This window comes from Gluconobacter sp. NFX36 (assembly GCF_049887835.1).
Lineage (GTDB): Bacteria > Pseudomonadota > Alphaproteobacteria > Acetobacterales > Acetobacteraceae > Gluconobacter > Gluconobacter japonicus_A.
In genome coordinates, this window is the sequence record NZ_JAGEKJ010000007.1 from 184,075 (window position 1) to 206,761 (window position 22,687).

Here is a 22,687-nt window from a genome sequence, read left to right on the forward strand (position 1 = left end):
TGAACCGGATCAGAGCTGCCTGTCGCGCTTGATCCGGTCCCAGGCTGCATTAATCCGGGCCATGCGTTCCTGAGCGCGTTTGCGTTCCAAATCCGTCATGGGCTTCTGAGCGATGACATCTGGATGATATTCACGGATCAGCATGCGCCAACGGACACGGACTTCCTTGTCCGATGCTGTGCGGGCGATGCCGAGAACGCGATAGGCATCCGGCTCGCCGGTGCTTGCTGCACGTGAGCCGCCACTTTCTGCACGGTCCCACGCACCGGGAGGGAGACCGAACGCGCGATGAACCCGTTGAAGAAAATCCACTTCCTTCGGGTGCAACTCGCGTGAGACGCCAGCATCGGCACGAGCAATGCGGAACAGGGCCGTCATCAGGTTTTCGAGCGGCGCCTTGTCGTCTCCGTAGGCGTTGCCCATTTCGCGGGCATACATCTCGAAATCGTCCGTCCGTTCGCGGGCGCGATCGAACAGCATCCCGACTTCCTTGACGTTATCCGGCGGAAACTGAAAGCAGGTCTTGAAAGCGTTGATCTCGGCGCGATTGACCGGCCCGTCGATCTTGGCGAGCTTCGCACAGAGCGCCACAAGGCCAATCGCGTAAAGCTGGTCTTTCTTGCCGAGAGCGGCTGCAACTTTCGCGGCTCCAAAGAAGGCCGCATTATTGGGATCAGGTCGTCCCCGCGCTGGAAAGCGTTCGCTCCAGCCGCCGGTGGACGGGTTGAGCAGGGAGCCACTGTCAGCGGCGTGCCCGAGAGCTGCCCCCATCAGTGCCCCAAACGGGCCGCCGACCGCGAAGCCAGCAACACCACCGAACATTTTGCCCCAGATAGCCATATCCATAATCTAGCATGGTCCCGGAAACCGGCAAATGACAGATCGGACAGATATGGATCAGAGAAAAAACTGGATCTCCGCTGCCTGCCGGGTGTTGTAGGGGCATGACAAAAGAAGCCGATTCCATCATGCCCGACCAGACCCAGAATTTACCTGTGAGTCAGTCACAAACTAGCAACTCCTATGAGGCGCAGATGCAGGCGCTGATCAGAAAACTGCCGGAATGGATGCAGAAGACTCTGACATGGCTTCGAAAGCCAGAGCGGAAATGGGTGCGTATCCCGGCGGGTATTCTGTTCATGCTGGGGGGATGCATGGCGTTTTTGCCGGTTCTGGGTGTCTGGATGATTCCGGTCGGTATTCTGTTGCTGTCTGAGGACATCCCGTTCTTCCGGCGGCTTATGGAAAAGGCGCTGAACTGGATTCAACGCAAGCATCCTGAATGGATGGAGGCGTCTTCCGACGCAAAATAGTTCCTCAAGGCGTGTCCGGGCGTCTGCTTTCCATCAGGGCGGCAACACGCAATGCAGACGCTAATGGGCGTTCTGGCGTTCGTTTTGCATCGATGGACGCCACAAGGGCAGCGAAACTGAGAGACCGCTGGTCAGCCATCTGATCCAGTACGGCCCAGAACTCCGGTTCAAGGGCCACGGATGTCCGGTGTCCGGAAAGTGACAGGCTGCGTTTGACGAGGTCGCTCATGTCAGACGCTCCAGAGCCCAGCGGGCCGTTTCGGCAATGTCGGGGTCAGGGTCGGATTGCAGGGCTTGGGCGGAAGGTACGAGTTCCGGGTCGTTTGAATTGCCGATCGCGATCAGAACATTGCGGACAAAGCGATTGCGGCCGATGCGCTTGACGGGAGAGCCAGAAAAAAACGTGCGGAAAGCGGCATCATCCAGCGCTGCCAACTCTGCCAGTTTCGGCTCGATCAGTTCAGGTCGGGCCTGAAGCTTGATGTGGCGGGAAGCTTCGGCAAAGCGGTTCCAGGGACAGGCGGCAATGCAGTCGTCGCAGCCATAGATGTGGTTGCCCATCTTCTCCCGCAGGTCATGCGGGATTGGTCCCTTGTGCTCGATGGTCAGATAGGAGATGCACCGCCGCGCATCCATGCGATAGGGGCCAAGGAACGCATCTGTCGGGCAGGCTGTCAGGCAACTCGTGCAGGTGCCGCAGCTTCCGCCCTTGGGCTCGGACGGGCGCAAATCCAGCGTCGTGTAGATTTCCCCTAGAAGAAGCCATGAACCATGGGTGCGGGACACCAGACAGGTATGTTTGCCCTGCCAGCCCAAATGCGCCTTTTCAGCCAGAGCGCGTTCTGAAACGGGGGCTGTATCGACGAAAACCTTCACCTGTGTCGTCTCATCGCCCAGTTTGACGACGAACTGCGCCAGATGTTTCAGCATCCCCTTGATGACGTCATGATAGTCGCGATTGCGGGCATAGACGGAGATATTGCCTCGATCCGGCTGGCGCAGCGTTGCATCCGGGTCTTCGGCGGGGGCGTAACAGACAGCAAGGGAAATGACGCTGCGGGTTTCGGGCCAGAGGGCCTGCGGGTGGCTCCGTTGCTCGATGCGCGTCTCCATCCATTCCATCGTTCCGTGATGGCCCTGTGCAACAAAAGCGCGCAGGCCGGCTTCCACATCCGGGCCAAGCTCCGCCGCGCAGAAGCCCACGGCATCGAATCCCAGATGCCGGGCATGATCCTCGATCCGTTCCTCAAGGGAACGGCCGGGGCGGGAAGGGGACGGGCGTGATGTCATGCGCTCAGCAGATGGAGGAAAAGCAGAATCAGCAGTTTACGCTATCTTTCCCCCAACGGGCCAATCAGACATGATGGGATGTCTTCATTCTCCGATGAGAGAACCGGTTATGCGTCGTTCCTATGTCACTCTGGATGTTTTCACGGACCAGCTTTTCGGGGGTAATCCTCTGGCTGTCGTGCTGGATGCGGCGGGGCTGTCCACCGAACAGATGCAGAAACTTGCCATTGAGTTTGGTTATTCCGAAACAACTTTCGTGCTCCCTGCTGTAGAGGCGGATCATACGGCGCATGTCCGTATTTTCACGCCGGGTGGAGAGCTGCCCTTCGCCGGTCATCCGAATATCGGCACCGCTTTCGCCTTGGCTCGACAGGCCGAAGCGCAGGGGCGCGATCTGCCGGAAACGCTTTTGTTTGAAGAAAAAGCCGGTCTTGTTCCTGTGCGGCTGGAGCGTGAGAACGGACGTGTCGTTCGGGCGGAGCTCATGGCGCCGGAAGCCATGACACGCCGGAGCCGGATGATCCCTGAAAATGCGGCGGCGTGCCTGGGACTTGAACCGGAAGATATTCGCACAGAACACCATGCGCCCCAGGTTGTGTCGGTCGGGCTGCCGTTCCTGATTGTCGAGCTTGCGTCCCGTGATGCGTTGCGGCGCGCTCATGGAGAGCTTGCTGCGCATCGGAGGTTCCTCGCCTCCAACGGGATCAGTTCTGTCTATGCCTATACGCGCAATGCGGGGGAGAGCGCGTTTGAAAAAGGCAGCGACATTCAGGGGCGCATGTTCTCACCGCTGGATGGGATTGCCGAAGATCCCGCGACGGGAAGTGCCACAGTCGCGGCTGTCGCGTTCCTGTCTGCACTGGATAATGGCGCCGATCTGTCCCTGACCTTCACGCAGGGGGTGGATATGGGGCGGCCGAGCCTTCTGGAAGCCAGAACAGAGGCGGGTCGGGCTTATGTGGCCGGGTCCTGCGTCCCAGTTATGGAAGGGACTTTCGCTTTGGAAAGCGCAGTTTAAGAACAGGTTGTTGCAGAGTTTATAACGCTCTGAAAATGTCTTGTCAGAGGCGTGGGCAGGCGGCATCGTGTAGTTATGCGATGCACCCTTCCGTCCGTTCTTGTAGCGGCTGCCCTGTCCCTGACGGCTCTATCTCCCTTGGCAAGAGCCGCAACGCCCTCCCCAGTTGAGCAGACTTATAACGCCGTCCGGACTGATCCGGTGCGGCTTGGCTTGTTCTTGCGGGCTTTTCCGAAAGGAGCGGATCTGCATATCCACCTCTCGGGTGCGATCTATGCGGAAAATATGCTGGACTGGGCGGCGAAGGATGGTCTGTGCGTTTCTTTGAAGACGCTCGATATTCTGGATCACGCCTGCCCGCACGGGAAGGGCGATGAAATGCCCGCTTCGGCGCTGGTGGGAAATGAAAAAGCCACTAACCAGATGATCGATGCGATGTCGATGCGGGATTTCGTTCCAGTAGCCTCCGATCGTTCAGGGCATGACCACTTCTTTACGTCCTTCCGCCATTTCGATGCGATTGAAAAAGACCATCAGGGCGACATGCTTGCTGAAGCGATGGACCGTGCGGCTGCCGATCACATCACTTATATCGAGCCCATGGTTTCGCCCGCCCTTGGCAGCATGATCGGTGCTGGCTTCCGTCATCCTCTCAAGGACGAGGATTTCGCGGCTGCCCATCAGGCTCTAAAGGCAGAAATTCCAGTGCTTGTTGCGCAGGCCCGTCGCGAAACCGACGCGATGGAGCATAAGACGCAGGCTATTCTTCAGTGCGGGACGGCCAAGGCGCATCCTGGCTGTGGCGTCAGCGTCCATTATCTGTTCCAGACGCTTCGTATCCTGCCGCCTCAGGCCGTTTATGCGCAGCTTGATGCCGGGTACGCCGTTGTGAAGGCCGATCCGCGCTTCGTTGGCGTCAATATTGTCGCGCCTGAGGATGATACGGTCGCGATGCGGGATTACAGCCTGCATATGCGGATGTTTCAGTTCCTCTCGCAGGTCTATCCGGGTGTGAATCTCAGCCTTCATGCTGGGGAACTGACGGGCAAGCTTGTTCCGCCCGAAGGTTTGAAGCATCACATTCGGGAAGCCATCGAAATCGCTGGCGCCAAGCGCATTGGCCATGGTGTTGATATTGCTTCGGAAGACGATGTCGCCGGGCTGCTGGCCGAGATGGCCAGAAAGCACGTCATGGTGGAAATCAATCTGACGAGCAATGACGAGATCCTGAACGTGAAGGGCGCTGAGCATCCGCTACCGCTCTATCGCCGGGCCGGGGTTCCCGTTGCGCTCTCCACGGATGACGAAGGCGTTTCCCGGGGTGATCTGACGCAGGAATATCTTCGCGCTGCTCAAACTTACAACCTGAGCTATGCTGACCTGAAACAGATGTCCCGGACCGGTCTGGAATATGCGTTTATTCCGGGGGAGAGCCTTTGGGACGCGCATCAGGTGGGTAAACCTGTCGCAGCCTGTCAGATCATTTCCTCCGCACAGCCTGAAAGCGGCCCGTGTGCCGATCTGCTGAAAGCCAGCGAAAAAGCCCGCCTCCAGTGGCAGCTTGAAACGCGGTTTGCTGCTTTTGAAAATTCCGCTCCTCACGAAAGCCTTTATCAATGACCCGCCTGAAAACCCTTCTTGGGGCAACTGCCCTGTCCGTCCTCGCTATTTCAGGCAGCGTCTCCAACGCTTCTGCCAAGACCCATCCCATTCCGGTTCGTGTGGTGGTGGTCACGACATTTGAGCTTGGCAAGGATACGGGCGACACGCCGGGCGAGTATCAGAACTGGGTTGAGAAGCTCCCTCTCGCACAGGAAATTCCGGCTCCGGGTACAGACCATGACGTCATGCATTACAACCCGGAACTGCATGTTCTGGGTATCGCGTCCGGGGAAGGGCCGGAGCATATGGCATCGGCCATCACGGCACTTGTTCTTGATCCGCGCTTTGATCTGAAGCACGCCTATTTCGTGCTGGCCGGAATTGGTGGCGTTGATCCGAAGTTCGGCACGGTTGGGTCTGCCATCTGGGCGCCGCGTGTGATCAATGGCGGCCTGTCGCATCTGATTGATCCGCGTGAAATTCCGAAATCCTGGCCTGATGGATTTACGCCGGTTCAGGGCAGTGTGCCGGACGAAAAACCCCGTCCTCCTTTGCACTCTGTCAGTGGGGATATGGTCTACACCTTCAATCCGCAACTTGTGCAGTGGGCCTATGGCCTGACGAAAAACATGACCCTGCCAGACACGCCCGGTCTTCAGGCGTCCCGCGCCCGTTACAAGGGATATCCTGAAGCCCTGAAGGCTCCATCTGTCATGGTCGGTGACACCATTTCCGGTGAGACCTTCTGGGTTGGCGAGAAGATGAATGCCTGGGCCGAGCGGTGGGTGCGCTACTGGACGGATAATCAGGGCACGCTGGCTACGACAGCGGAAGAGGACGTTGCGTTCTGTCAGGCGTTGGCGGCTCAGGCGAAGGCAGGACGTGTTGATCCGCAGCGTGCTCTGATTCTGCGGACGACCAGTAATTTTGACATGCAGTATCCTGGCCAGACAGCGGCTGAGTTGCTGGCGGAAGAGGCGCATGAGGGGAGTTATTCTGCGTTCATTCCGTCCGTTGAAGCGGCTTATACAGTTGGCAGTGTCGTTGTTCGGGAACTCGCCACGCATTGGGATAAGTACGAAAAAAGCATTCCTGGCGCAGAGTAATGTCACTCCTGTGACTGTGTTCTGAAAATGCTCGCCAGATTGAACTGGCGGGCATTTTTTGCGTGTATTGTCACAAGACATAGTGCGTCTTGAACAGAACGCTTTTGCCCCGTTTGATTGGATTGCCATGACACTCGATGTTTCCTCCGCTATTCTTCAGCGCCGTGCGACCAAACAGTTCGATGCTGCGCACGTCATGCCAGAGAAGGATCTCGAAACCATTCTCGGTCTGGCGCGCCGGATGCCAACGGCGTTCAATATCCAGAACTGGCGCTTCGTGGCTCTCAAAGACCCGGAACTGCGCAAGCAGGTGCGTGCCGTTTCATGGGATCAGGCTCAGGTGACGGATGCGTCTGCGCTGATCGTTCTGTGTGCGGACATCAAGGCATGGGAAAAGTCGCCCGAGCGGTACTGGGAAAATGCCCCGGCTGCAGTGCGGGAGTATATGGTTGGTGCCATCGACCAGTATTACCGGGGTCGCGAGCAGGTGCAGCGGGATGAGGGGATGCGGTCCTGTGGCATGGCTGCTGCTGCCATCATGCTGGTGGCCGAGAGTCTGGGTTACGGCACCTGCCCGATGGATGGCTTTGACTTCGACGCCGTTAGCAAGCTTATCAACCTGCCGGAAGACCATGAGATCGTCATGTTCGTAGCGATCGGAAAGGCGGCCTCCGCTCCGAAGCCATCGGGCGGTGCGCTGCCGGTTTCCGAAATCATGATCGAAAACCGGTTCTGATAAACTGGCTCTGGAGGCTGCTTTCGCACCGTCCAGAGCCAGACGGTCTTAGTTCTGGCCGGGAATATGCGTCCGGTACGTTGTCCAATGCGCGATAAGTTCACGGACAACCGGCTCACCTGCGCGCTCGTTATTGTCGAACGCGAGCTTCTGGCCGGGCGCTTCGTCCCCGATGCTCTCGGTGATCGGTACGCCCGGGGGCGGCATGTCAAAATTGCTCCCTGAGCGCAGAACCATGACGCGGTTCAGATCGACATACCCCAGACGGGCCAGTGTCCGCATATCAAGCTGATAGGTCTGGCTTTCCTCATTGGTCATGACGAATTGGCCCTGATCTTTCGTCCAGAGCTTGACCCATTTTTCCGCCCACTCGTTGCGGGAAGGGCCATGCCAGTAACGAAGCGCCCCAAGGGTCTCGCCCATGATGAGCATGGGCGGCTTCTGGGCATTGGCGAAACCTTTCCAGGCCTTCCGGCGCTCGGCAATGGCGGGATCGTCTGCCATCGGAGTGTTCTTGCTCAGGTTGAAGGCCCAGTTCGCCAGACCCTGATTGAGCGGATAGGCCTTGCTGAGTTCTGCTACATCCGTGACAGAACCATAATGGTTCGGGTTGGCTGGCAGCGTGTTCGGCTTGTCCGCCCCGATGGCGTACAGACCATACGGCCACCCTTTCGGAACCGTGCGATCGTCGATTTCACGCAACGCATCGCCGTCCACAACCCAGCGCGCCCAGGCCACACTACCCACGGACGCAACATTCGGGTTCACGCCAGAAATGCCGGTGAAAATCCAGTAAGTGTGCGTCAGATCGTAATGCGGATCGAGCGCAAGCGCGTGCAGGTCAATGCTGCCGCTTTTCAGGGCGATGCCGTACACGCCATCCGCATTGCGGCGGAGCTTTTCCTGCACGCCGCGAATGGGGCGTTCTTCATCAAGATGGAGACGCTCCACCCAGTCCTGATATTCGCCAGGCTCATCGCCCTTGTCCGCGCCGACTTCCCAGTTGGCAACAACAAGAACCTTGATTTCTTCCTTGTGTGGTGCAGCCAGGGCGCTGCCCGCACAGAGAAGCCCGGCAAGAGCTAGGCCTGCATTGAAGCGTTTCAAATCCGTATTCCCCAAAACTGAACGTCGTTGGGGAAACACATTATTGGAACAGGATCAGAATGAAAACTTACAAAGCGAGAGAGGGCATGGGCCATTCATCTTCGGTCCAGTCTCCCTTGGACCAGTCCTCACGCAGTTTGATCGCCAGTTCGTTCAGCGTGCCATCCACGATAGCGGCCCGGATCTGTCGCATCAGGCGTTGGTAATACGCCAGATTGTGCCATGTCAGCAGCATTGGGCCGAGCATCTCTCCAGCCCGGAACAGGTGATGCAGATAGGCGCGGGTGTAACGGCCAGCCATTGGGCTGTCGTCATGTGGCGTAATCGGGCGCGTGTCTTCGGCAAAGCGGGCGTTGCGCAGGTTGATGTAGCCGCGCTCCGTATAGGCGCGCGCCGTGCGACCGGCACGCGAGGGCATCACGCAGTCGAACATGTCCACACCACGCATGACTGACCCCAGAAGATCGTCCGGTGTGCCGACGCCCATGAGGTAGCGAGCCTTGTCCTGCGGAAGCAGCGGTGTTGTGAAATCAAGGGTCGAGAACATGAGTTCCTGGCCTTCCCCCACAGCCAGACCGCCGATCGCATAGCCTTCGAAGCCGATCTCCGTCAGCGCCTTGACCGAATATTCGCGCAGGTCGCGCTCCGTGCCGCCCTGTACGATACCGAACTGCCCGTAGCCTTCACGCGCGGTGAAAGCCTCACGGGAGCGGGCCGCCCAGCGCATGGAGAGTTCCATGGACTTGCGAAGGGTTTCCGGCGTAGCGGGGAGGGCCGGGCACTCATCGAACGCCATGGTGATCGTGGCGTCCAGCTTGTACTGGATGTCCGTCGAGATCTCCGGCGACAGGCGATGCTTGCTGCCATCAATATGGGACTGGAACGTCACACCATCCTGATCGAGCTTGCGGAGCGCACCGAGGGACATGACCTGAAACCCGCCGGAATCCGTCAGGATCGGGCCGGACCAGTCCATCATTTTGTGCAGGCCGCCCAGTTTCTGCACGCGGTCCGCCGTCGGGCGCAACATCAGATGATAGGTGTTGCCCAGAACAATGCCTGCGCCCGTGGAGCGAACGGCATCCATGGTCATACCCTTCACGGTACCAACCGTACCAACCGGCATGAAGGTCGGGGTCGGGACGGTGCCGTGACGGGTGTGTAGATGGCCGGCACGGGCCTGTCCGCAGGTTGCTTCCGGAACCCACGTCATTTTTGTGGCCTGTTCGGTCATGGTGCTCGCTCCAGAAGGCAGGCATCGCCGTAGGAATAGAACCTCAGCCCGTTGGCGATGGCGTAGGCATAGGCCTCTCGCATGGTGTCGGTGCCGCTGAACGCGCAGACCAGCATGAAGAGCGTCGAGCGCGGCAGATGAAAATTGGTCATGAGCAGGTCCACCGCCTTGAAGCGATAGCCCGGCTTGATGAAAATGGACGTCTCGCCTCGCCAGGGCAGAACCGTACCGTCTTCCTGCGCCGCACTTTCCAGCAGGCGGAGAGACGTGGTTCCGACAGCAACAACACGGCCACCCCGGGCGCGTGTTTCATTGATGGCCTGTGCCGTCTCTGCGTCGATCTCGCCCCATTCCGCATGCATACGATGCTCGGCAATGGAGGATCGGACGGGCAGGAACGTGCCAGCACCGACATGCAACGTCAGTGTCCGGCGCTGGATGCCTTTTGCGTCGAGGGCTGCCAGAAGGTCTGGCGTGAAATGCAGGCCCGCAGTGGGAGCCGCCACAGCCCCGCGATGTTCGGAAAAGATTGTCCGATAATCGCTGTCATCCTGCACGGTCGGCCCGAAAGGACGGTCGATATAGGGCGGAAGGGCCAACGCCCCCACGCGTTCGAGGAAGGCATCGAACGCCTCCCCTTCGACGGAAAAGCGGATGCTGACGGCGCCATCGCCTTCATTTTCCACAACGGAGGCTGTGACCGGATCATCGCCAAAGTTCAGCGTATCGTTCGGTTTCAGCTTGCGGGAGTTGCGGGCGAGCGCATGCCAGCTTCCATCCGCCAGAATCCGGTCCAGCGTGATACCGATTTTTGCTTCGCCGCGTGTGGCGGAAAGCTGGGCGCGGATGACGGCCGTATTGTTGGCAATCAGCAGATCGCCTTCCCGCAGCAGGCTGGGAAGATCGCGAATGATCCGCTGGTCGGGGGCATGGCCGGGGCGGACATGCAGCAGCGTTGCGCTGTCACGCGGTCTGGCGGGTTCGGTCGCAATATGGTCGCGGGGGAGTTCGAAATCGAACGGGGCGAGTTCATCCGTCATGGGATGCTCTGTAGCAGGTTCAGCCCACATGAAAACGCCGGACCAGTCGGTCCGGCGTATCTTTTTGGTCAAAACGTCTGTTTTTTTGGCGTCAAATCTGTGGCGGAAGATATTTTTCAGCGCATGCCCGGCTGTTTCTTGACGGTCTGCCAGAGTGCTTCCAGCGTTTCCAGATCCTGCTCACCCATCGTCTTGCCTTCTGTCGCAAGGCTGGCTTCCATGGCTTCGAAGCGACGCGTGAACTTCCGGTTACTGCGACGTAAAGCGGCTTCCGGGTCTATCCCGAGCTTACGGGCAAGACTGGCCATCGTGAACAGGACATCCCCAAGTTCATCCTCGATCCGGTCCCGGTCTCCGTCCAGTTCGGCTTTCAACTCACCGATCTCTTCCTGCACTTTCTCCAGCACACCTGACGGGTCATCCCAGTCAAACCCCACTCGTGCTGCACGACGACAGAGCTTTGCAGCCCGGACCAGTGCAGGAAGATTCGGGGCAATCCCCGCCAAAGCGCCATATTCGGCTTTGCCATGCCGCTCGGTTTCCTTGGTCCGCTCCCAGAGGTCTTCGTCATGCTCGACATCGCTGAAAATGTTGGGATGACGACGCACCATCTTGTCTGCGATTTTCCCGGCTACGGCGTCAAAGTCGAACAGTCCTTTTTCCTGCGCCATCTGCGCCTGAAACACGACCTGAAGCAGCAGATCTCCCAGTTCATCCGGCAGGGAGTCACTGTCATCGCGTGCGATGGCGTCCATCACCTCATAGGCCTCTTCGATAGCGAAAGGCGCGATCGTCTCTGGCGTCTGTGCCACATCCCACGGGCAGCCGTTTTCCGGATCCCGCAGGCGCTTCATAATGTCCAGAAGGCGGTCAATCTGACGGACGGGCTGGGTCATAACGGCTCCTGACGCTTGATCCGGGGGAATATCCGGCCAAGTAGTATATCCTATGTGGCGGGGTCACAGAAAGGATGGAGCGTCTGTTGCTCCAGTGCCGGGATGACATGCCATGGAATAAAAGAGTAAGAAGGGCGTCCCGGCTGGCGGAATTCCTCTGTGCCGGACATTTTTTGCAGACCGGATACGATGGACATGGCCAGGATTTTTATTGACGGCGAAGCTGGAACCACGGGGCTGGGAATTCGTCAGCGCATTGAGGCGCTTCCCGAGACTTATGGGATCGAATTGCTGTCAATTGAGCCAGGCCTGCGAAAAGATGCGGATGCGCGCCGCGAGATGCTGTCTCAGGCGGATGTTGCCATTCTCTGCCTTCCCGATGATGCCGCGCGCGAAACGGTCGCGCTGGCAGAGGGGCTGAATGTCCGTATTCTGGATGCGAGTACGGCTCATCGGATTGCGGATGGCTGGGTCTATGGGCTGCCAGAACTGGATGAGGAGCAGGGCGCGCTCATCCGTGGGGCGACACATGTTGCGAATCCGGGATGTTATCCAACTGGGGCGATCGCGCTTCTGCGGCCACTCGTTCGGGCAGGGCTGATCCCGGCGGATCATTCCATCTCCATTAACGCGGTTTCGGGTTACAGTGGGGCAGGGCGCTCTGCGATTGAAGCTCATGAGCGCGATGGTGGCCCAGCGTTTTTCCTGTATGGCCTCACGCTGGAACACAAGCATCTGCCGGAAATCCAGCATTACTCAGGCCTGACCCGTCAGCCGGTCTTTGTCCCGTCCGTCGGGCATTTTCCACAGGGCATGATCGTGTCCATCCCGCTGCATCTTGCCGATCTGCCGGGGCATCCGACGCCGCGTGATCTGGAAGCCACGCTGGAAAAAGCTTACCGCGGCTGTGAGCATGTGCGTGTCCTGCCATCCGAGCCCAAACTGCTTGCCGACACGCTCGCAAACACGGACAATATGGAGCTTCGGGTCCACAGCAGCCCCTCTGGTGAGAAGGTTTTGTTGACGGCGCGGCTTGATAATCTGGGCAAGGGCGCCTCAGGTGCCGCCATCCAGAACCTTCTTTTGATGCTGGGTCTCTGATTTTTTCTTTACGGTCTGGTCCTTTTGTCAGGAATGCACTAGGGTCCGGATCGTTCGCGCGAGAGTGGCGGAACGGTAGACGCAGTCGGCTCAAAATCGACCGCCGAAAGGCATGGGGGTTCGAATCCCCCCTCTCGCACCAAAACCGGGCGCACCAGTCTGGCTGCACCCGAGGACCGTTTAGCCCGGAACGAGCATGTCCAAGCCGAGTGTCAAACCCTCCCGCCCGTTCTTTTCCTCCGGTCCCTGCGCAAAACGCCCCGGATGGTCCCTTTCAGCACTCGATCAGGCGCTTCTAGGCCGTTCGCATCGCGCTCCTGAAGGCCGTGCCCGTCTTAAAGAGGTCATTACACGCTCCAAGAATGTGCTCGGCATCCCGGCTGACTGGCGAGTCGCAGTTGTCCCGGCATCTGATACCGGCGCTGTGGAAATGGTTCTGTGGGCGCTGGCTGGTGGCGAACGTGGCATGGACGTTCTGTCTTTCGAGAGTTTTTCCGGAACATGGGCGCAGGATCTGCGGGACGTTCTGAAAATCGAAGACCTTCGTGTTCACGAAGCGCCTTACGGGCAGCTTCCGGATCTTTCTGCCGTAGATTGGTCACGCGATGTCGTTCTGACATGGAATGGCACGACATCCGGTGTCCGTATCCCGAATGCAGACGCTATTCCGGCAGAGCATGAAGGTCTTGTGATCTGCGATGCCACGTCTGCGGCTTTCGCCATGGATCTGCCATGGGATCGTCTCGACGTCGTGACGTGGTCCTGGCAGAAGGCGCTGGGAGGCGAGGCCGCTCATGGTATGCTCGCCATCAGCCCGCGCGCTGCTGCCCGTCTGGCTGAGCCCTCTCCGCGTCCGCTGCCGAAAATTTTCCGGCTGGCGAACAAGAAGGGGCTGATGGAAGCCGTTTTTGAAGGCGATACCATCAACACCCCATCCATGCTCTGCGTCGAAGATGCTTTGGACGGATTGTGCTGGGCAGAAAGCGTCGGGGGTCTTAAAGCCCTGAAAGCTCGTTCTCTGGCCAGTCTGGCAGTCGTTGCCGAGTGGGTGGAAAAGACCGACTGGGTATCCTTCCTTGCTGAACTGCCTGAGACACGGTCCTGCACATCCATCTGTCTGAAAATTTCTGCGCCATGGTTCGAAGTGCTTTCTCCAGAAGCACAGGGCAAAGCCGTGAAGCGCCTGACCGGGCTGGTCGCGCAGGAAGGGGCAGGCTATGACCTCGCGTCCTATCGAGATGCCCCGGCCGGGCTGCGGATCTGGGGAGGGGCGACAGTGAATGCGGAAGACATTCAGGCTCTCCTGCCATGGCTGGACTGGGCTTATGAGTGTACGCGCGAGGAGTTTTCTGCATGAGTCTGTATTCCGAGACCCCGAGCGCTGCCCTTTTACCGTCCGGCTTTTCTGATCTTCTGCCGGGTGAAGCCGAAGCGGAAGCCCGCGGCATTGCCTGCGTCATGGAAGCGTTCTCCCGCCATGGGTACGAGCGCGTGCGTCCGCCCATGCTGGAATTCGAAACGTCTCTTCTGAACGGTTCCGGCTCAGCACTTTCCACGCAGACCTTCCGCCTGATGGACCCGAGTTCCCATCGCATGATGGCGCTGCGCCCGGACATGACGACGCAGATTGCGCGTATTGCCAGTGTGCGCCTTCAGGATGCGCCGCGCCCGCTGCGTCTGTCCTATTCCGGAAGCTGCATCGTTATCGGGACGCCGGGTCGCGAGGCTGATCGTCAGGTGTCTCAGGCCGGGATCGAACTGATCGGCCCGGATTCCGCTCAGGCGGATGCCGAGGTAGTAGCGCTTGGTGCGACGGCTCTCGAAGAACTTGGCATCAAAGGTGTGTCCTTTGATCTGTCCATGCCGGCTCTGGCTCTTGGCCTCATTGAGAGTGCCATTCCAGCAACCGATCAGGATGAGCTGATTCAGGCATTGAATCGCAAGGACGCTGCTTCTGTTGCTGAACTGGGCGGTCCGATTGCAGAGATGCTGGCCGTGATGCTTCAGGCCGCTGGTCCTGCTGATCGTGCGCTGGATATGCTGGCGTCATTGGACTTTCCCGAGATCGTGCGGCCGCATTTCGAACGTCTGGTCGCGTCCGTGGCCGCCATCCGTGAGCGGGCTCCGTCTCTGCGTCTGACGGTCGATCCTGTTGATTTCCGGGGCTGGCAGTATCATACCGGCCTTTGCATCACGGTGTTTTCCACGACGTCTCGTGAGGAGCTTGGCCGGGGTGGCCGCTATGTTGCCGGTCAGGAACCAGCCTGTGGCCTGACGCTCCGTCCGCAGGCGCTTCTGCGTGCAGCGCCGGTGCCTCCGGCCCGCCCGCGCTGCTATGTCCCCGTTCGTCTGGGCGGCGAAGACATGGCGGCTTTGCATGCGCAGGGTTTCGCGACCGTGTCCGCTCTTGAGGCCGATGCAGACCCTGCCGCCGAAGCGCGCCATCTGCGCTGCACCCATTTCTGGCGGGATGGCGCGGCTCACGCGCTCTGACCTCCAGTTCTCCTGAATTTTTACTCCTGTATCCCAAGTCGAGGAAGCCAGCTCATGTCCAACGTCACCGTGATCGGAACCCAGTGGGGGGATGAGGGTAAAGGCAAGATTGTAGACTGGCTTGCCAGTCGCGCTGATATCGTTGTCCGTTTTCAGGGTGGTCACAACGCTGGTCATACGCTGGTCGTTGGCGATCAGGTTTACAAGCTGTCGCTGCTGCCATCAGGTCTCGTGCGTGGTCAGATTGGTGTCATCGGCAACGGCGTCGTCATCGACCCGAAGGCCCTGATGTCCGAGATCGACCGCGTGACGGCGCAGGGCCTGAAGGTCACGCCGGAAACGCTGTGGATTGCCGAGAATGCTCCGCTGATCCTGCCAGTCCATGGTGCGCTGGATCGTGCGCGTGAAGCGGCGCGTGGTGATCGCAAGATCGGTACAACGGGTCGCGGTATTGGCCCGGCTTATGAAGACAAGGTGGCCCGTCGCGCCATTCGCGTCTGCGATCTGGCCGAGCCGGAGACGCTGGACTGGAAGCTTGACGAAGTTCTGCTGCACCACAACACGCTGCTGGCGGGTTTGGGTGCTGAAACCTTCACGAAGGAAGAGCTCAAGGACTTCCTGACGGAAATCACGCCGCGTCTCATGTCCTTTGCCTGCCCGGTCTGGGATCGGCTGGACGAAGCCCGTCGTTCTGGCCGTCGTATCCTGTTTGAAGGTGCGCAGGCCGTCATGCTGGACGTCGATCATGGCACCTATCCGTTCGTGACCAGCTCCAACACGGTTGCGGCTGTTGCAGCCTCGGGCAGTGGTGTCAGCCCGTCTTCCATTGGGTTCGTTCTGGGTATTGCCAAGGCGTACACAACCCGCGTGGGCGAAGGTCCGTTCCCGAGCGAACTGTTCGATGATGTTGGTCGCACAATCGGTGAGCGTGGTCATGAGTTCGGCACGGTCACTGGTCGTCCCCGTCGTTGTGGCTGGTTCGATGCTGTCATGCTGCGTCGTGCAGCACGCGTTGGCGGCGTGACTGGCATTGCGCTCACGAAGCTGGACGTGCTCGACGGTCTGGAAGAAATTTCGATCTGCGTTGGCTATGAGCTGGATGGGAAGAAGATCGACACCTTCCCATCCGCTCCAGGTGCACAGGCCCGCGTGAAGCCGATCTACGAGACGATGCCGGGCTGGCAGGAAACCACGGCTGGTGCCCGGTCGTGGGGCGAGCTGCCAGCGCAGGCCATCAAGTATGTGCGCCGGATTGAAGAACTGATCGAAGCACCGGTGACACTGCTGTCCACGAGCCCGGAACGTGACGACACGATCCTGATGCGCGATCCCTTCGAAGACTGATCGCTTTCGAGAATCTCCAATCCGTTAACGAAGCCTCAATTCCTGTCCGGCATAGAGTGTCAGACAGGATTTTGACGGAACGGACATGGATTACACTCAGGGAGACGACAGCCCGGAACTGCTGATCGCAGATCGCTATCTGGTCAACACGACGCAGAAGCAATCAATGATTGGGGGCTGTCTCACCTGGGTTGCACAGGACATTACTGCCACCGGTTCAACCTGGCTGGCGCTGGCACCGTCCATGCCATCCCCCAGATTTTCAGAGCTGATGTTCTTCCGGCATGAGAGCGTTATTGGCCTCCATGCTCATGAATATCATAACGGGGCCCTTTGGGTGCTGTGTGCTCACCCGCCAGGGCCCTCTCTTGCCGAGGGATTAGGTCTGTGGTCGGAAAGTCAGATCATCGACGGCGTTATCCGCCCTATGGCGGATGCCCTCGAAAAGCTGGATACGGCGGGATTAACCTGTCGTGGTATTCGTCCGGAAAATCTGTTTGTCGGGCAGGGACTGCACAAGGTTGTTCTTGGTCCTCTTGGTGTGGCGGCTGGTGCCACGCTTCAACCTGTCCTGTTTGAGCCTTTATGCTCCGCGGCCTGCCACCCGACGGCGCGCGGTGTGGGAACCATCGCCTGTGATGTGTTTTCCCTGGGTGTTCTGGTTCTGTCGCTTTGTATCGGTGAACTGCCGCTCAAAGGGTTATCGGATGTAGAAATCCTCAGGCGCCGCTTCGAGCTTGGGTCTGCAACGGCTTATATGCAGGGTCATAACGTGCCTGCAGGTCTGGTGTCTCTGCTGGAAGCAATGCTGTCCGACGCACCGGAAAACAGGCCTGGCCCCAGCGATCTGATCACGATTGCGCCCAGTAAACTCTTCTCTCTCCGAGCCGAGATTCCTGCGCGTACGCCTTTGATGATTGGCGGGGTGGAAGTCAGAACGCCACGTGCTCTGGCGTGGTATGCCGGCAAATACCAAAACGAGTTTCTGTCTCTGCTTCAGCGGAAAATCATCAGCCAGTGGCTCCACCGGGAGCTTGAGCTCTCTGTCATGTCCAGCCTGATTGAGCAGGCGGGGGTGGCCTTTCTTCCGTCAGGAGCAAACAAGGCTGTTGATCCGACAACGATGGTCGTCACGCGTGCTATCGCCATTCTGGATCCTGCTGCGCCGATGTTCTGGGCGGGGCGCTGGTTTTGGCCTGAAGCTATTCCCCAGATGCTGGCCCATGCGGAGGCCGGAGTGTTTCCGCCTGATGAGCAGCGGAATATCCGTGGAATTGCCAGCTTTCTGATGACCAGTCCGGAGGTTTTTGACGCGCCGACGCTTCCGGCATTACAGGCTACACAGATTGGAGGTCTTGCTGTTGCCGCCCGCCGAACAGGTGCGAAAGGCATGGAGCAACTCCGGCGTCTGCCCTACGATATGAACGTTTATCAGCCGTGTCTTTCTTCGCGGTGTCTGAAAGAACGTATTTCTCTTTCAGCGGGTCTGCTCCAATGGCTTAACGGTCATCTCTCGGAAGAAGAAGTTTCTGCCGAAGATATTGGCCGCTCCGGTTTCATGGACGATCAGATGCGGACTTTTCTGGAGAGCCATTGTGCCAGACAGGGGATTGTCCCTCTGGCTCAGTCCCAGAAAGCTGGGTTGCCATCATGGCTGGCAGATCTGACACTTCTGGCCGCAGCGCAGCGCCGTTTTGACAAGGAGGCGCTGAGCTTTATTGCCAAACGGGCGCTTCCGCTGCTCGAAACAGAGCTCAAACAATGGCGGAGTAGAACGGCCCGTGCAAAGCGAAGGGCCAAACTGTCCCAGTTGGCTGAGGCGGGAAACCTTACGAGATTTCTTGATAACGTCAACGATCCAGCCGGGCTGCAAAAAGATCGCAAGCTGGCACGGCAGGCTGAGGTCGAAATCGCTCATCTGGAGCAAATTCTTGAAGATGAGCCTAACCGTAAGGCCGTTCACGAAAAGCAGGCGAGAAACGCAGGGGAATTCTTTTCTCTGCTGGTCGGGATCGTCGTGTCCATGGTCAGTATCTGGCTGGAGTTCTGTCAATGAAAGAGGCGGCAGTGCGCGGCCGGGAAGGAAGGATGGCCTTCAAGTGGTGGCACGGTCTGATTCTTGGCCTGTTGCTGGCCTATGTGCCCGGTAGTCTTCTGGTCGGTGGTGTTTTGCTGCTTCCGCTGGTGGTGCTGCATTTCGTTGATCCCGACGCTGACCGTCAGCGCATGATGATCGTTCTGTTCTATCTGGGGGCTGTAATGGTTCATCCGCTAAGGACGGCGTGGTTGGCCCATGGCGACTGGCAAACCTGTGTTCAGCAGATTACCCAGCCGATCACCTTGATTCTGGACTGGATGGCCGTCGGGGTTGCATGGCTGGTTGCTGAAGCTTCAGCGATCGGGGCAAGGCTGTGGTATGCTGATTTCGCACGCAGGGAGCGCAGGGCGATCGAAAAAAGGATCGCCGCCCTGCGTGACGAATGGCTTGATACAGGGGTTCAGGACAAAACCTGAAACGCCTTTCGGGGCCTCAGGTGGGGTCGCCACTCTCTGGCTGACTCTCGACAAGTCGCGACGCCAGATCGCCTGCGGCCCCACCAACCAGGCCACGGGCATAATCCTGAGCCGAGAAGGGGCGTAGATCTTCAACCTGCTCACCGACCCCGACCATGTGGACGGGCAGTTTGAACTGTTCTGCGAGAGCCACGACAATGCCGCCGCGCGCTGACCCGTCCAGCTTCGTTACGATCAGTCCGGTGACATTCACCAACTCCCGGAACACGCGAACCTGTTCGATGGCATTCTGGCCTGTCGTGGCATCCAGAACCAGCAAAACGGAGTGTGGCGCCGTTTCGTCGAACTTCCGCATGACACGGATAATCTTGGCCAGTTCCTCCATCAGGGCACCCTTGTTATGGAGGCGCCCGGCCGTGTCGATCAGGAGAAGGTCTTTGCCTTCTTCAGTCGCACGTTTGATGCCGTCATAGGCCAGCCCCGCGGCGTCGGCGCCATGCTTGCCCGCGATGACGGGCACGTTGGAACGCTGCCCCCAGACCTGAAGCTGCTCCACGGCTGCCGCACGGAAGGTGTCTCCCGCCACCAGCATAACGGATTTGCCTTCGTCGCTGTAATGGCGCGCCATTTTCCCGATGGTTGTGGTTTTCCCCACACCGTTGACGCCAACGACGAGGACGACATGTGGCTTTTTCTTCGGATCGGGCTCAAACGGAACAGCTACAGGCTCCAGAACGCGGGCGATCTCTTCCGCCAGCGCATCGCGGATTTCATCGCTCGTGACGTCTTTGCCAAAGCGTGAGCTTCGGAAGCTCTCGATGACGCGTTCTGCCACAACCGGGCCGAGATCCGCCGCGATCAGTTCGTCTTCGAGTTCTTCAAGAGCAGCATCATCCAGCTTGCGATGCGTGAACACGGCGCCGAGACGTGAGCTCGAGCGCGAAAGACCCTGTTTGAGTCGTGAGAAAAATCCAGCCATGAACGGGAGTTCGGACAGCTCAGGCCGGACGTCAAGTGTTGAACCGCGTTTTCGTGCGGTTATTGAAGGGTGTTCGGCTTTTTAGCGATATGCTGCCAAGGGTGTCTGAAGGATTTGCGTGTTGCCTATCCCGGCAAGGCCGTCGCTCATCACCGATCTTCAGAAATCTTCCAATGTCCAAGAAGTTGCCCGTCGGACAGGGTATGGATTTCGATTGGAAGGATGCTTCCACGAAGGGAAGTCGGGAGATCATCTGCCAAACGGACAGGCGCAAATTCAGCCGAATGTCCACGGTTTGGGGTTTCGATCAGAACATTCAGGGTCCGACTGATAAACCGGGCGAGGAAGGCATCCCGATTGGTATCTCCTGCTTCCCGAAGACGGGCCGCACGGGCCTGGCGTTCTCCATTTGGGACGGCGGGCATGCGTGCGGCAGGTGTGCCCGGGCGCTCGCTGTAGGGGAAGACATGCAGGAAAGGGATGGCCTGCTCTTCGATGAAAGAGAGCGTTTCCTCAAAGAGAATATCTGTCTCTGTCGGGAAGCCGGCGATCAGATCTGCTCCGATGCCAATATCCGGACGGAGGGCGCGTGCATGGCGAAGCATGGCGGCGACGCGCGTCGTATCATGGCGACGCTTCATCCGCTTGAGGATCAGGTCGGAACCAGCCTGCAAGGACAGATGCAGGTGTGGCATGAGACGCGGTTCGTTTTCCAGCAGCCACCAGAGATCTTGGTCACCCGTCTCAGGGTCAAGAATGACCGGATCGATCGAGGACAAGCGCAGGCGCTCGATTTCGGGTACGGCTTTCAGGAGTGTCTGGCACATTTGCCCCAGACCTTCGCCTCTATCGCCTTGCCATGAAGCGATGTCCACGCCTGTCAGGACAATTTCACGGTGTCCATTCTCTGTCAGGGCGCGGGCACGGGTGATGGCTTCCGCGGTTGGCGTGGAGCGGGAATCCCCGCGACCATAGGGGATGATGCAGAACGTACACCGATGATCGCAGCCCTGCTGCACCTGAAGAAGTGCCCGGGCATGACGGGAGGGCGGTAGATCAGACCGCTTATCCCCCCATGTCGCGGGTTTGAGTTTGTCGGCATTGGGCACAACGCGGATGACGCCGGGTAAGTCCATCCATCGTTTTGCATCAATTTCAGAGGCACACCCCGTGACCACGATTTTTGCCTCGGGGCGTTCGCGGTGTGCCCGGCGGATGGCCTGTCTGGCCTGACGCTCGGCAGTCGTCGTCACGGCGCAGGTATTCACGATGATCGTGTCTTCCTGTCCACGGGCATGGTGGGCCATGCCGTCGCTTTCATGCGCGTTGAGACGGCAGCCAAACGTCAGGACAGACGGCGTGCTCACGGCAGTTCGCCGTGAAAGACTGTTGTGGCGGGGCCGGTCATGAGAACGTCGCCGTTGTCCTGCCATGTGATGCGCAGGTCACCGCCATCCATGGTGACGACACAGGTGCGCTCCGCCAGACCACGACGCACGGCATTGACGACCGCCGCGCAGGCTCCCGAGCCGCAGGCCAGCGTCAGGCCCGCGCCGCGCTCCCAGACGCGCAGACGCATATGGGTTGGTGTGATGATGTCTGCAAAGCCGATATTGGCGCGCTGTGGGAAGAGGGGGGAGTTTTCAAGCGAAGGTCCGAGGTCTTCCGCACGGGAGACGTCTCCAAAGACGGTCGCATGCGGGTTCCCCATGGAGCAGGCGGCGGCATCGTGAAGCGGGAGATGCAGGGTGTCGCACTCGCGGGCGAGAGGAATATCCTGCCAGTTAAAGCGCGGCTGGCCCATGTTCACCGTAATCAGATCGCCGTTCTGGGACGTTGGCAGAAGACCGGCACTTGTCTGAAGCGTTGGATTTCCGCCTACGAAGACAGACACGCATCGTGATGCATTGCCGCACGCACCAGATTCCGAGCCGTCAGCGTTGAAGAAGCGCACCAGAACGTCTGCGCCCTCTGCCGTCGGGGGGGAGAGGACGACAAGCTGGTCGCAGCCAACGCCGAACCGCCGATCGCAGAGCTTCTGGATGGTCTCAGTATTGAGGGCCGGGGCAGTTTCGCGGCCGTCAATGATGATGAAATCATTGCCCAGGCCGTGCATCTTGGTGAAGGAAAGGGTCATGGTGGGGCCTCTCATAGAGCATCCTGCGGGTTGACGCACGAGGAACATACCCTCATCTCCACAGGCCAGTCAGGAGGAGATGGATCATGAGCAGCACAGAAAAAGTTGATGGGTTTCATGAAGCGGCGTTCACGCGCGTCAATAATGAGCCCGATACAATCTTCTATGCGCAGCGTCTCCCGGATTCGCTCATGGATATGGGGGCACGTACGGCCGTGACGGCCCTTTATCAGACGTCTCTTCCCGTTGGTGGCACAGTACTGGATCTGATGGCGGGGTCTCTCAGCCATTACCCTGAGGAGGCCCATTTTCAGGAGGTGATCGGGCTTGGCGCCTCAAAAGCGGCTCTGGATACGAATCCTGCTCTGAAAACACGCATCGTGCAGGATCTGAATGCAGATCCTATTTTGCCGTTTGAGGATGACAGTCTGGACGTCATTACCCTATGTGATGGTATCGCCTACCTAACCCGGCCTTTGACTGTTCTGACGGAAGCGCTGCGTGTTCTGAAAGAGGGGGCTCCGCTGATCGTCACGTTCTCGGACCAGTTCCATCAGCAGAAAGCTGTGGCCATGTGGCAGGCGCTGGAGCCGGAAGACCGTGCCCGGCTTGTCAGTATCCTGCTTTCCCGCGCCGGTTTTGCCGAGCTGGATACGGGAGAAGTTGTTCCGCCAGAGGATCTGACTGCGTGGCAGGACACGGTCCGGGCCGTTGTTGGACGCAAGCCAAGAGCCTGAATCTGACTGATTCGCAGGTTGACATGCGTTACTTCTGGCA

22 protein-coding genes and 1 tRNA gene are annotated in these 22,687 nt (G+C 59.0%); 13 read left to right on the plus strand and 10 right to left on the minus strand.

Annotated elements, in window-relative coordinates:
* Window positions 1-9: 9 nt before the first annotated feature.
* On the minus strand, window positions 10-840 hold the full coding sequence (locus tag J4P41_RS09495; protein WP_426066931.1) for a TerB family tellurite resistance protein: 831 nt from the start codon (window positions 838-840) through the stop codon (window positions 10-12).
* A 104-nt stretch (window positions 841-944) separates the two neighbouring features.
* Between J4P41_RS09495 and J4P41_RS09500 the strand changes: the two genes are divergently transcribed.
* Window positions 945-1,313, plus strand: a complete 369-nt coding sequence (locus J4P41_RS09500) for a hypothetical protein (protein ID WP_426066906.1) — start codon at window positions 945-947, stop codon at window positions 1,311-1,313.
* A gap of 4 nt (window positions 1,314-1,317) precedes the next feature.
* Here J4P41_RS09500 and J4P41_RS09505 read toward each other — a convergent pair whose 3' ends face one another.
* Together J4P41_RS09505 and queG are read right to left on the minus strand one after the other, a co-directional pair.
* The gene (locus tag J4P41_RS09505) at window positions 1,318-1,542 is read right to left on the minus strand and encodes a ribbon-helix-helix domain-containing protein (protein ID WP_426066907.1); all 225 of its coding nucleotides are present in this window, start codon (window positions 1,540-1,542) and stop codon (window positions 1,318-1,320) included.
* Window positions 1,539-2,603 carry a tRNA epoxyqueuosine(34) reductase QueG gene (gene queG, locus J4P41_RS09510; RefSeq protein WP_426066908.1) on the minus strand — a complete coding sequence of 355 codons (1,065 nt, stop codon included), beginning with the start codon at window positions 2,601-2,603 and terminating at the stop codon, window positions 1,539-1,541. Before queG ends, J4P41_RS09505 begins: the two co-directional genes overlap by 4 nt.
* Window positions 2,604-2,712: 109 nt before the next feature.
* Between queG and J4P41_RS09515 the strand changes: the two genes are divergently transcribed.
* The 4 genes from J4P41_RS09515 (at window position 2,713) to J4P41_RS09530 (ending at window position 7,065) form a co-directional block, all read left to right on the plus strand.
* Window positions 2,713-3,621, plus strand: a complete 909-nt coding sequence (locus tag J4P41_RS09515) for a PhzF family phenazine biosynthesis protein (RefSeq protein ID WP_426066909.1) — start codon at window positions 2,713-2,715, stop codon at window positions 3,619-3,621.
* A 75-nt stretch (window positions 3,622-3,696) separates the two neighbouring features.
* Complete coding sequence (locus J4P41_RS09520) at window positions 3,697-5,241, plus strand: adenosine deaminase family protein (RefSeq protein WP_426066910.1); 1,545 nt, start codon at window positions 3,697-3,699, stop codon at window positions 5,239-5,241.
* Complete coding sequence (locus J4P41_RS09525) at window positions 5,238-6,329, plus strand: purine nucleoside permease (protein ID WP_426066911.1); 1,092 nt, start codon at window positions 5,238-5,240, stop codon at window positions 6,327-6,329. The genes J4P41_RS09520 and J4P41_RS09525 overlap by 4 nt, the downstream gene beginning before the upstream one ends.
* Window positions 6,330-6,456: 127 nt before the next feature.
* On the plus strand, window positions 6,457-7,065 hold the full coding sequence (locus J4P41_RS09530; RefSeq protein ID WP_426066932.1) for a nitroreductase family protein: 609 nt from the start codon (window positions 6,457-6,459) through the stop codon (window positions 7,063-7,065).
* A gap of 48 nt (window positions 7,066-7,113) precedes the next feature.
* Here the strand turns inward: J4P41_RS09530 and J4P41_RS09535 are convergent, their stop codons facing one another.
* The 4 genes from J4P41_RS09535 to mazG all read right to left on the minus strand — a co-directional run bounded on the left by J4P41_RS09535 (window position 7,114) and on the right by mazG (window position 11,342).
* On the minus strand, window positions 7,114-8,172 hold the full coding sequence (locus tag J4P41_RS09535; protein ID WP_426066912.1) for a purine nucleoside permease: 1,059 nt from the start codon (window positions 8,170-8,172) through the stop codon (window positions 7,114-7,116).
* A 67-nt stretch (window positions 8,173-8,239) separates the two neighbouring features.
* Window positions 8,240-9,406, minus strand: coding sequence for a tRNA guanosine(34) transglycosylase Tgt (tgt, locus tag J4P41_RS09540; protein ID WP_010504643.1), 1,167 nt, complete (start codon window positions 9,404-9,406; stop codon window positions 8,240-8,242).
* The gene (gene queA / locus J4P41_RS09545; RefSeq protein WP_426066913.1) at window positions 9,403-10,446 is read right to left on the minus strand and encodes a tRNA preQ1(34) S-adenosylmethionine ribosyltransferase-isomerase QueA; all 1,044 of its coding nucleotides are present in this window, start codon (window positions 10,444-10,446) and stop codon (window positions 9,403-9,405) included. Before queA ends, tgt begins: the two co-directional genes overlap by 4 nt.
* Before the next feature lie 116 nt (window positions 10,447-10,562).
* Window positions 10,563-11,342, minus strand: coding sequence for a nucleoside triphosphate pyrophosphohydrolase (mazG, locus tag J4P41_RS09550; RefSeq protein WP_062015961.1), 780 nt, complete (start codon window positions 11,340-11,342; stop codon window positions 10,563-10,565).
* Between the two features lie 195 nt (window positions 11,343-11,537).
* Here mazG and argC point away from each other — a divergent pair, with 195 nt between their 5' ends.
* From argC to J4P41_RS09585, 7 genes are all read left to right on the plus strand, one after another.
* Complete coding sequence (gene argC, locus J4P41_RS09555; protein WP_061929592.1) at window positions 11,538-12,443, plus strand: N-acetyl-gamma-glutamyl-phosphate reductase; 906 nt, start codon at window positions 11,538-11,540, stop codon at window positions 12,441-12,443.
* 58 nt (window positions 12,444-12,501) lie between these two features.
* A tRNA-Leu gene (locus J4P41_RS09560) sits at window positions 12,502-12,585 on the plus strand.
* A 54-nt stretch (window positions 12,586-12,639) separates the two neighbouring features.
* Window positions 12,640-13,800, plus strand: coding sequence for a phosphoserine transaminase (locus tag J4P41_RS09565; protein ID WP_426066914.1), 1,161 nt, complete (start codon window positions 12,640-12,642; stop codon window positions 13,798-13,800).
* Entirely contained in the window at window positions 13,797-14,936 is a 1,140-nt protein-coding gene (locus J4P41_RS09570; RefSeq protein WP_211568262.1) for an ATP phosphoribosyltransferase regulatory subunit, read from the plus strand. Before J4P41_RS09565 ends, J4P41_RS09570 begins: the two co-directional genes overlap by 4 nt.
* Before the next feature lie 54 nt (window positions 14,937-14,990).
* Window positions 14,991-16,280, plus strand: coding sequence for an adenylosuccinate synthase (locus tag J4P41_RS09575; protein WP_023943515.1), 1,290 nt, complete (start codon window positions 14,991-14,993; stop codon window positions 16,278-16,280).
* Between the two features lie 85 nt (window positions 16,281-16,365).
* Window positions 16,366-18,336 (plus strand): hypothetical protein, encoded by a 1,971-nt coding sequence (locus J4P41_RS09580; RefSeq protein WP_426066915.1) that lies wholly within the window; start codon window positions 16,366-16,368, stop codon window positions 18,334-18,336.
* A complete protein-coding gene (locus tag J4P41_RS09585) occupies window positions 18,333-18,794 on the plus strand; it encodes a hypothetical protein (protein ID WP_426066916.1) in 462 nt (153 codons plus the stop codon). The genes J4P41_RS09580 and J4P41_RS09585 overlap by 4 nt, the downstream gene beginning before the upstream one ends.
* 16 nt (window positions 18,795-18,810) lie before the next feature.
* On the opposite strand, the gene ftsY is transcribed toward J4P41_RS09585, so the two are convergent.
* From ftsY to dapF, 3 genes are all read right to left on the minus strand, one after another.
* Window positions 18,811-19,773: a signal recognition particle-docking protein FtsY gene (gene ftsY, locus J4P41_RS09590; protein ID WP_426066917.1), complete on the minus strand. Its 963-nt coding sequence runs from the start codon at window positions 19,771-19,773 to the stop codon at window positions 18,811-18,813.
* Between the two features lie 149 nt (window positions 19,774-19,922).
* Window positions 19,923-21,140, minus strand: coding sequence for a MiaB/RimO family radical SAM methylthiotransferase (locus tag J4P41_RS09595; RefSeq protein WP_426066918.1), 1,218 nt, complete (start codon window positions 21,138-21,140; stop codon window positions 19,923-19,925).
* On the minus strand, window positions 21,137-21,910 hold the full coding sequence (gene dapF, locus J4P41_RS09600) for a diaminopimelate epimerase (RefSeq protein ID WP_426066919.1): 774 nt from the start codon (window positions 21,908-21,910) through the stop codon (window positions 21,137-21,139). The genes J4P41_RS09595 and dapF overlap by 4 nt, the downstream gene beginning before the upstream one ends.
* 86 nt (window positions 21,911-21,996) lie before the next feature.
* On the opposite strand from dapF, the gene J4P41_RS09605 reads away from it, so the two are divergent.
* Window positions 21,997-22,647 carry a class I SAM-dependent methyltransferase gene (locus J4P41_RS09605; RefSeq protein ID WP_426066920.1) on the plus strand — a complete coding sequence of 217 codons (651 nt, stop codon included), beginning with the start codon at window positions 21,997-21,999 and terminating at the stop codon, window positions 22,645-22,647.
* Window positions 22,648-22,687: the final 40 nt, after the last annotated feature.

What these genes read in the sequence shown, in the direction of transcription:
- J4P41_RS09495 (WP_426066931.1), bottom strand. Translation starts at nt 840, where the DNA reads ATGGCTATCTGGGGCAAAATGTTCGGTGGTGTTGCTGGCTTCGCGGTC.
- J4P41_RS09500 (WP_426066906.1), top strand. Translation starts at nt 945, where the DNA reads ATGACAAAAGAAGCCGATTCCATCATGCCCGACCAGACCCAGAATTTA.
- J4P41_RS09505 (WP_426066907.1), bottom strand. Translation starts at nt 1,542, where the DNA reads ATGAGCGACCTCGTCAAACGCAGCCTGTCACTTTCCGGACACCGGACA.
- queG (WP_426066908.1), bottom strand. Translation starts at nt 2,603, where the DNA reads ATGACATCACGCCCGTCCCCTTCCCGCCCCGGCCGTTCCCTTGAGGAA.
- J4P41_RS09515 (WP_426066909.1), top strand. Translation starts at nt 2,713, where the DNA reads ATGCGTCGTTCCTATGTCACTCTGGATGTTTTCACGGACCAGCTTTTC.
- J4P41_RS09520 (WP_426066910.1), top strand. Translation starts at nt 3,697, where the DNA reads ATGCGATGCACCCTTCCGTCCGTTCTTGTAGCGGCTGCCCTGTCCCTG.
- J4P41_RS09525 (WP_426066911.1), top strand. Translation starts at nt 5,238, where the DNA reads ATGACCCGCCTGAAAACCCTTCTTGGGGCAACTGCCCTGTCCGTCCTC.
- J4P41_RS09530 (WP_426066932.1), top strand. Translation starts at nt 6,457, where the DNA reads ATGACACTCGATGTTTCCTCCGCTATTCTTCAGCGCCGTGCGACCAAA.
- tgt (WP_010504643.1), bottom strand. Translation starts at nt 9,406, where the DNA reads ATGACCGAACAGGCCACAAAAATGACGTGGGTTCCGGAAGCAACCTGC.
- queA (WP_426066913.1), bottom strand. Translation starts at nt 10,446, where the DNA reads ATGACGGATGAACTCGCCCCGTTCGATTTCGAACTCCCCCGCGACCAT.
- mazG (WP_062015961.1), bottom strand. Translation starts at nt 11,342, where the DNA reads ATGACCCAGCCCGTCCGTCAGATTGACCGCCTTCTGGACATTATGAAG.
- argC (WP_061929592.1), top strand. Translation starts at nt 11,538, where the DNA reads ATGGCCAGGATTTTTATTGACGGCGAAGCTGGAACCACGGGGCTGGGA.
- J4P41_RS09565 (WP_426066914.1), top strand. Translation starts at nt 12,640, where the DNA reads ATGTCCAAGCCGAGTGTCAAACCCTCCCGCCCGTTCTTTTCCTCCGGT.
- J4P41_RS09570 (WP_211568262.1), top strand. Translation starts at nt 13,797, where the DNA reads ATGAGTCTGTATTCCGAGACCCCGAGCGCTGCCCTTTTACCGTCCGGC.
- J4P41_RS09575 (WP_023943515.1), top strand. Translation starts at nt 14,991, where the DNA reads ATGTCCAACGTCACCGTGATCGGAACCCAGTGGGGGGATGAGGGTAAA.
- J4P41_RS09580 (WP_426066915.1), top strand. Translation starts at nt 16,366, where the DNA reads ATGGATTACACTCAGGGAGACGACAGCCCGGAACTGCTGATCGCAGAT.
- J4P41_RS09585 (WP_426066916.1), top strand. Translation starts at nt 18,333, where the DNA reads ATGAAAGAGGCGGCAGTGCGCGGCCGGGAAGGAAGGATGGCCTTCAAG.
- ftsY (WP_426066917.1), bottom strand. Translation starts at nt 19,773, where the DNA reads ATGGCTGGATTTTTCTCACGACTCAAACAGGGTCTTTCGCGCTCGAGC.
- dapF (WP_426066919.1), bottom strand. Translation starts at nt 21,910, where the DNA reads ATGACCCTTTCCTTCACCAAGATGCACGGCCTGGGCAATGATTTCATC.
- J4P41_RS09605 (WP_426066920.1), top strand. Translation starts at nt 21,997, where the DNA reads ATGAGCAGCACAGAAAAAGTTGATGGGTTTCATGAAGCGGCGTTCACG.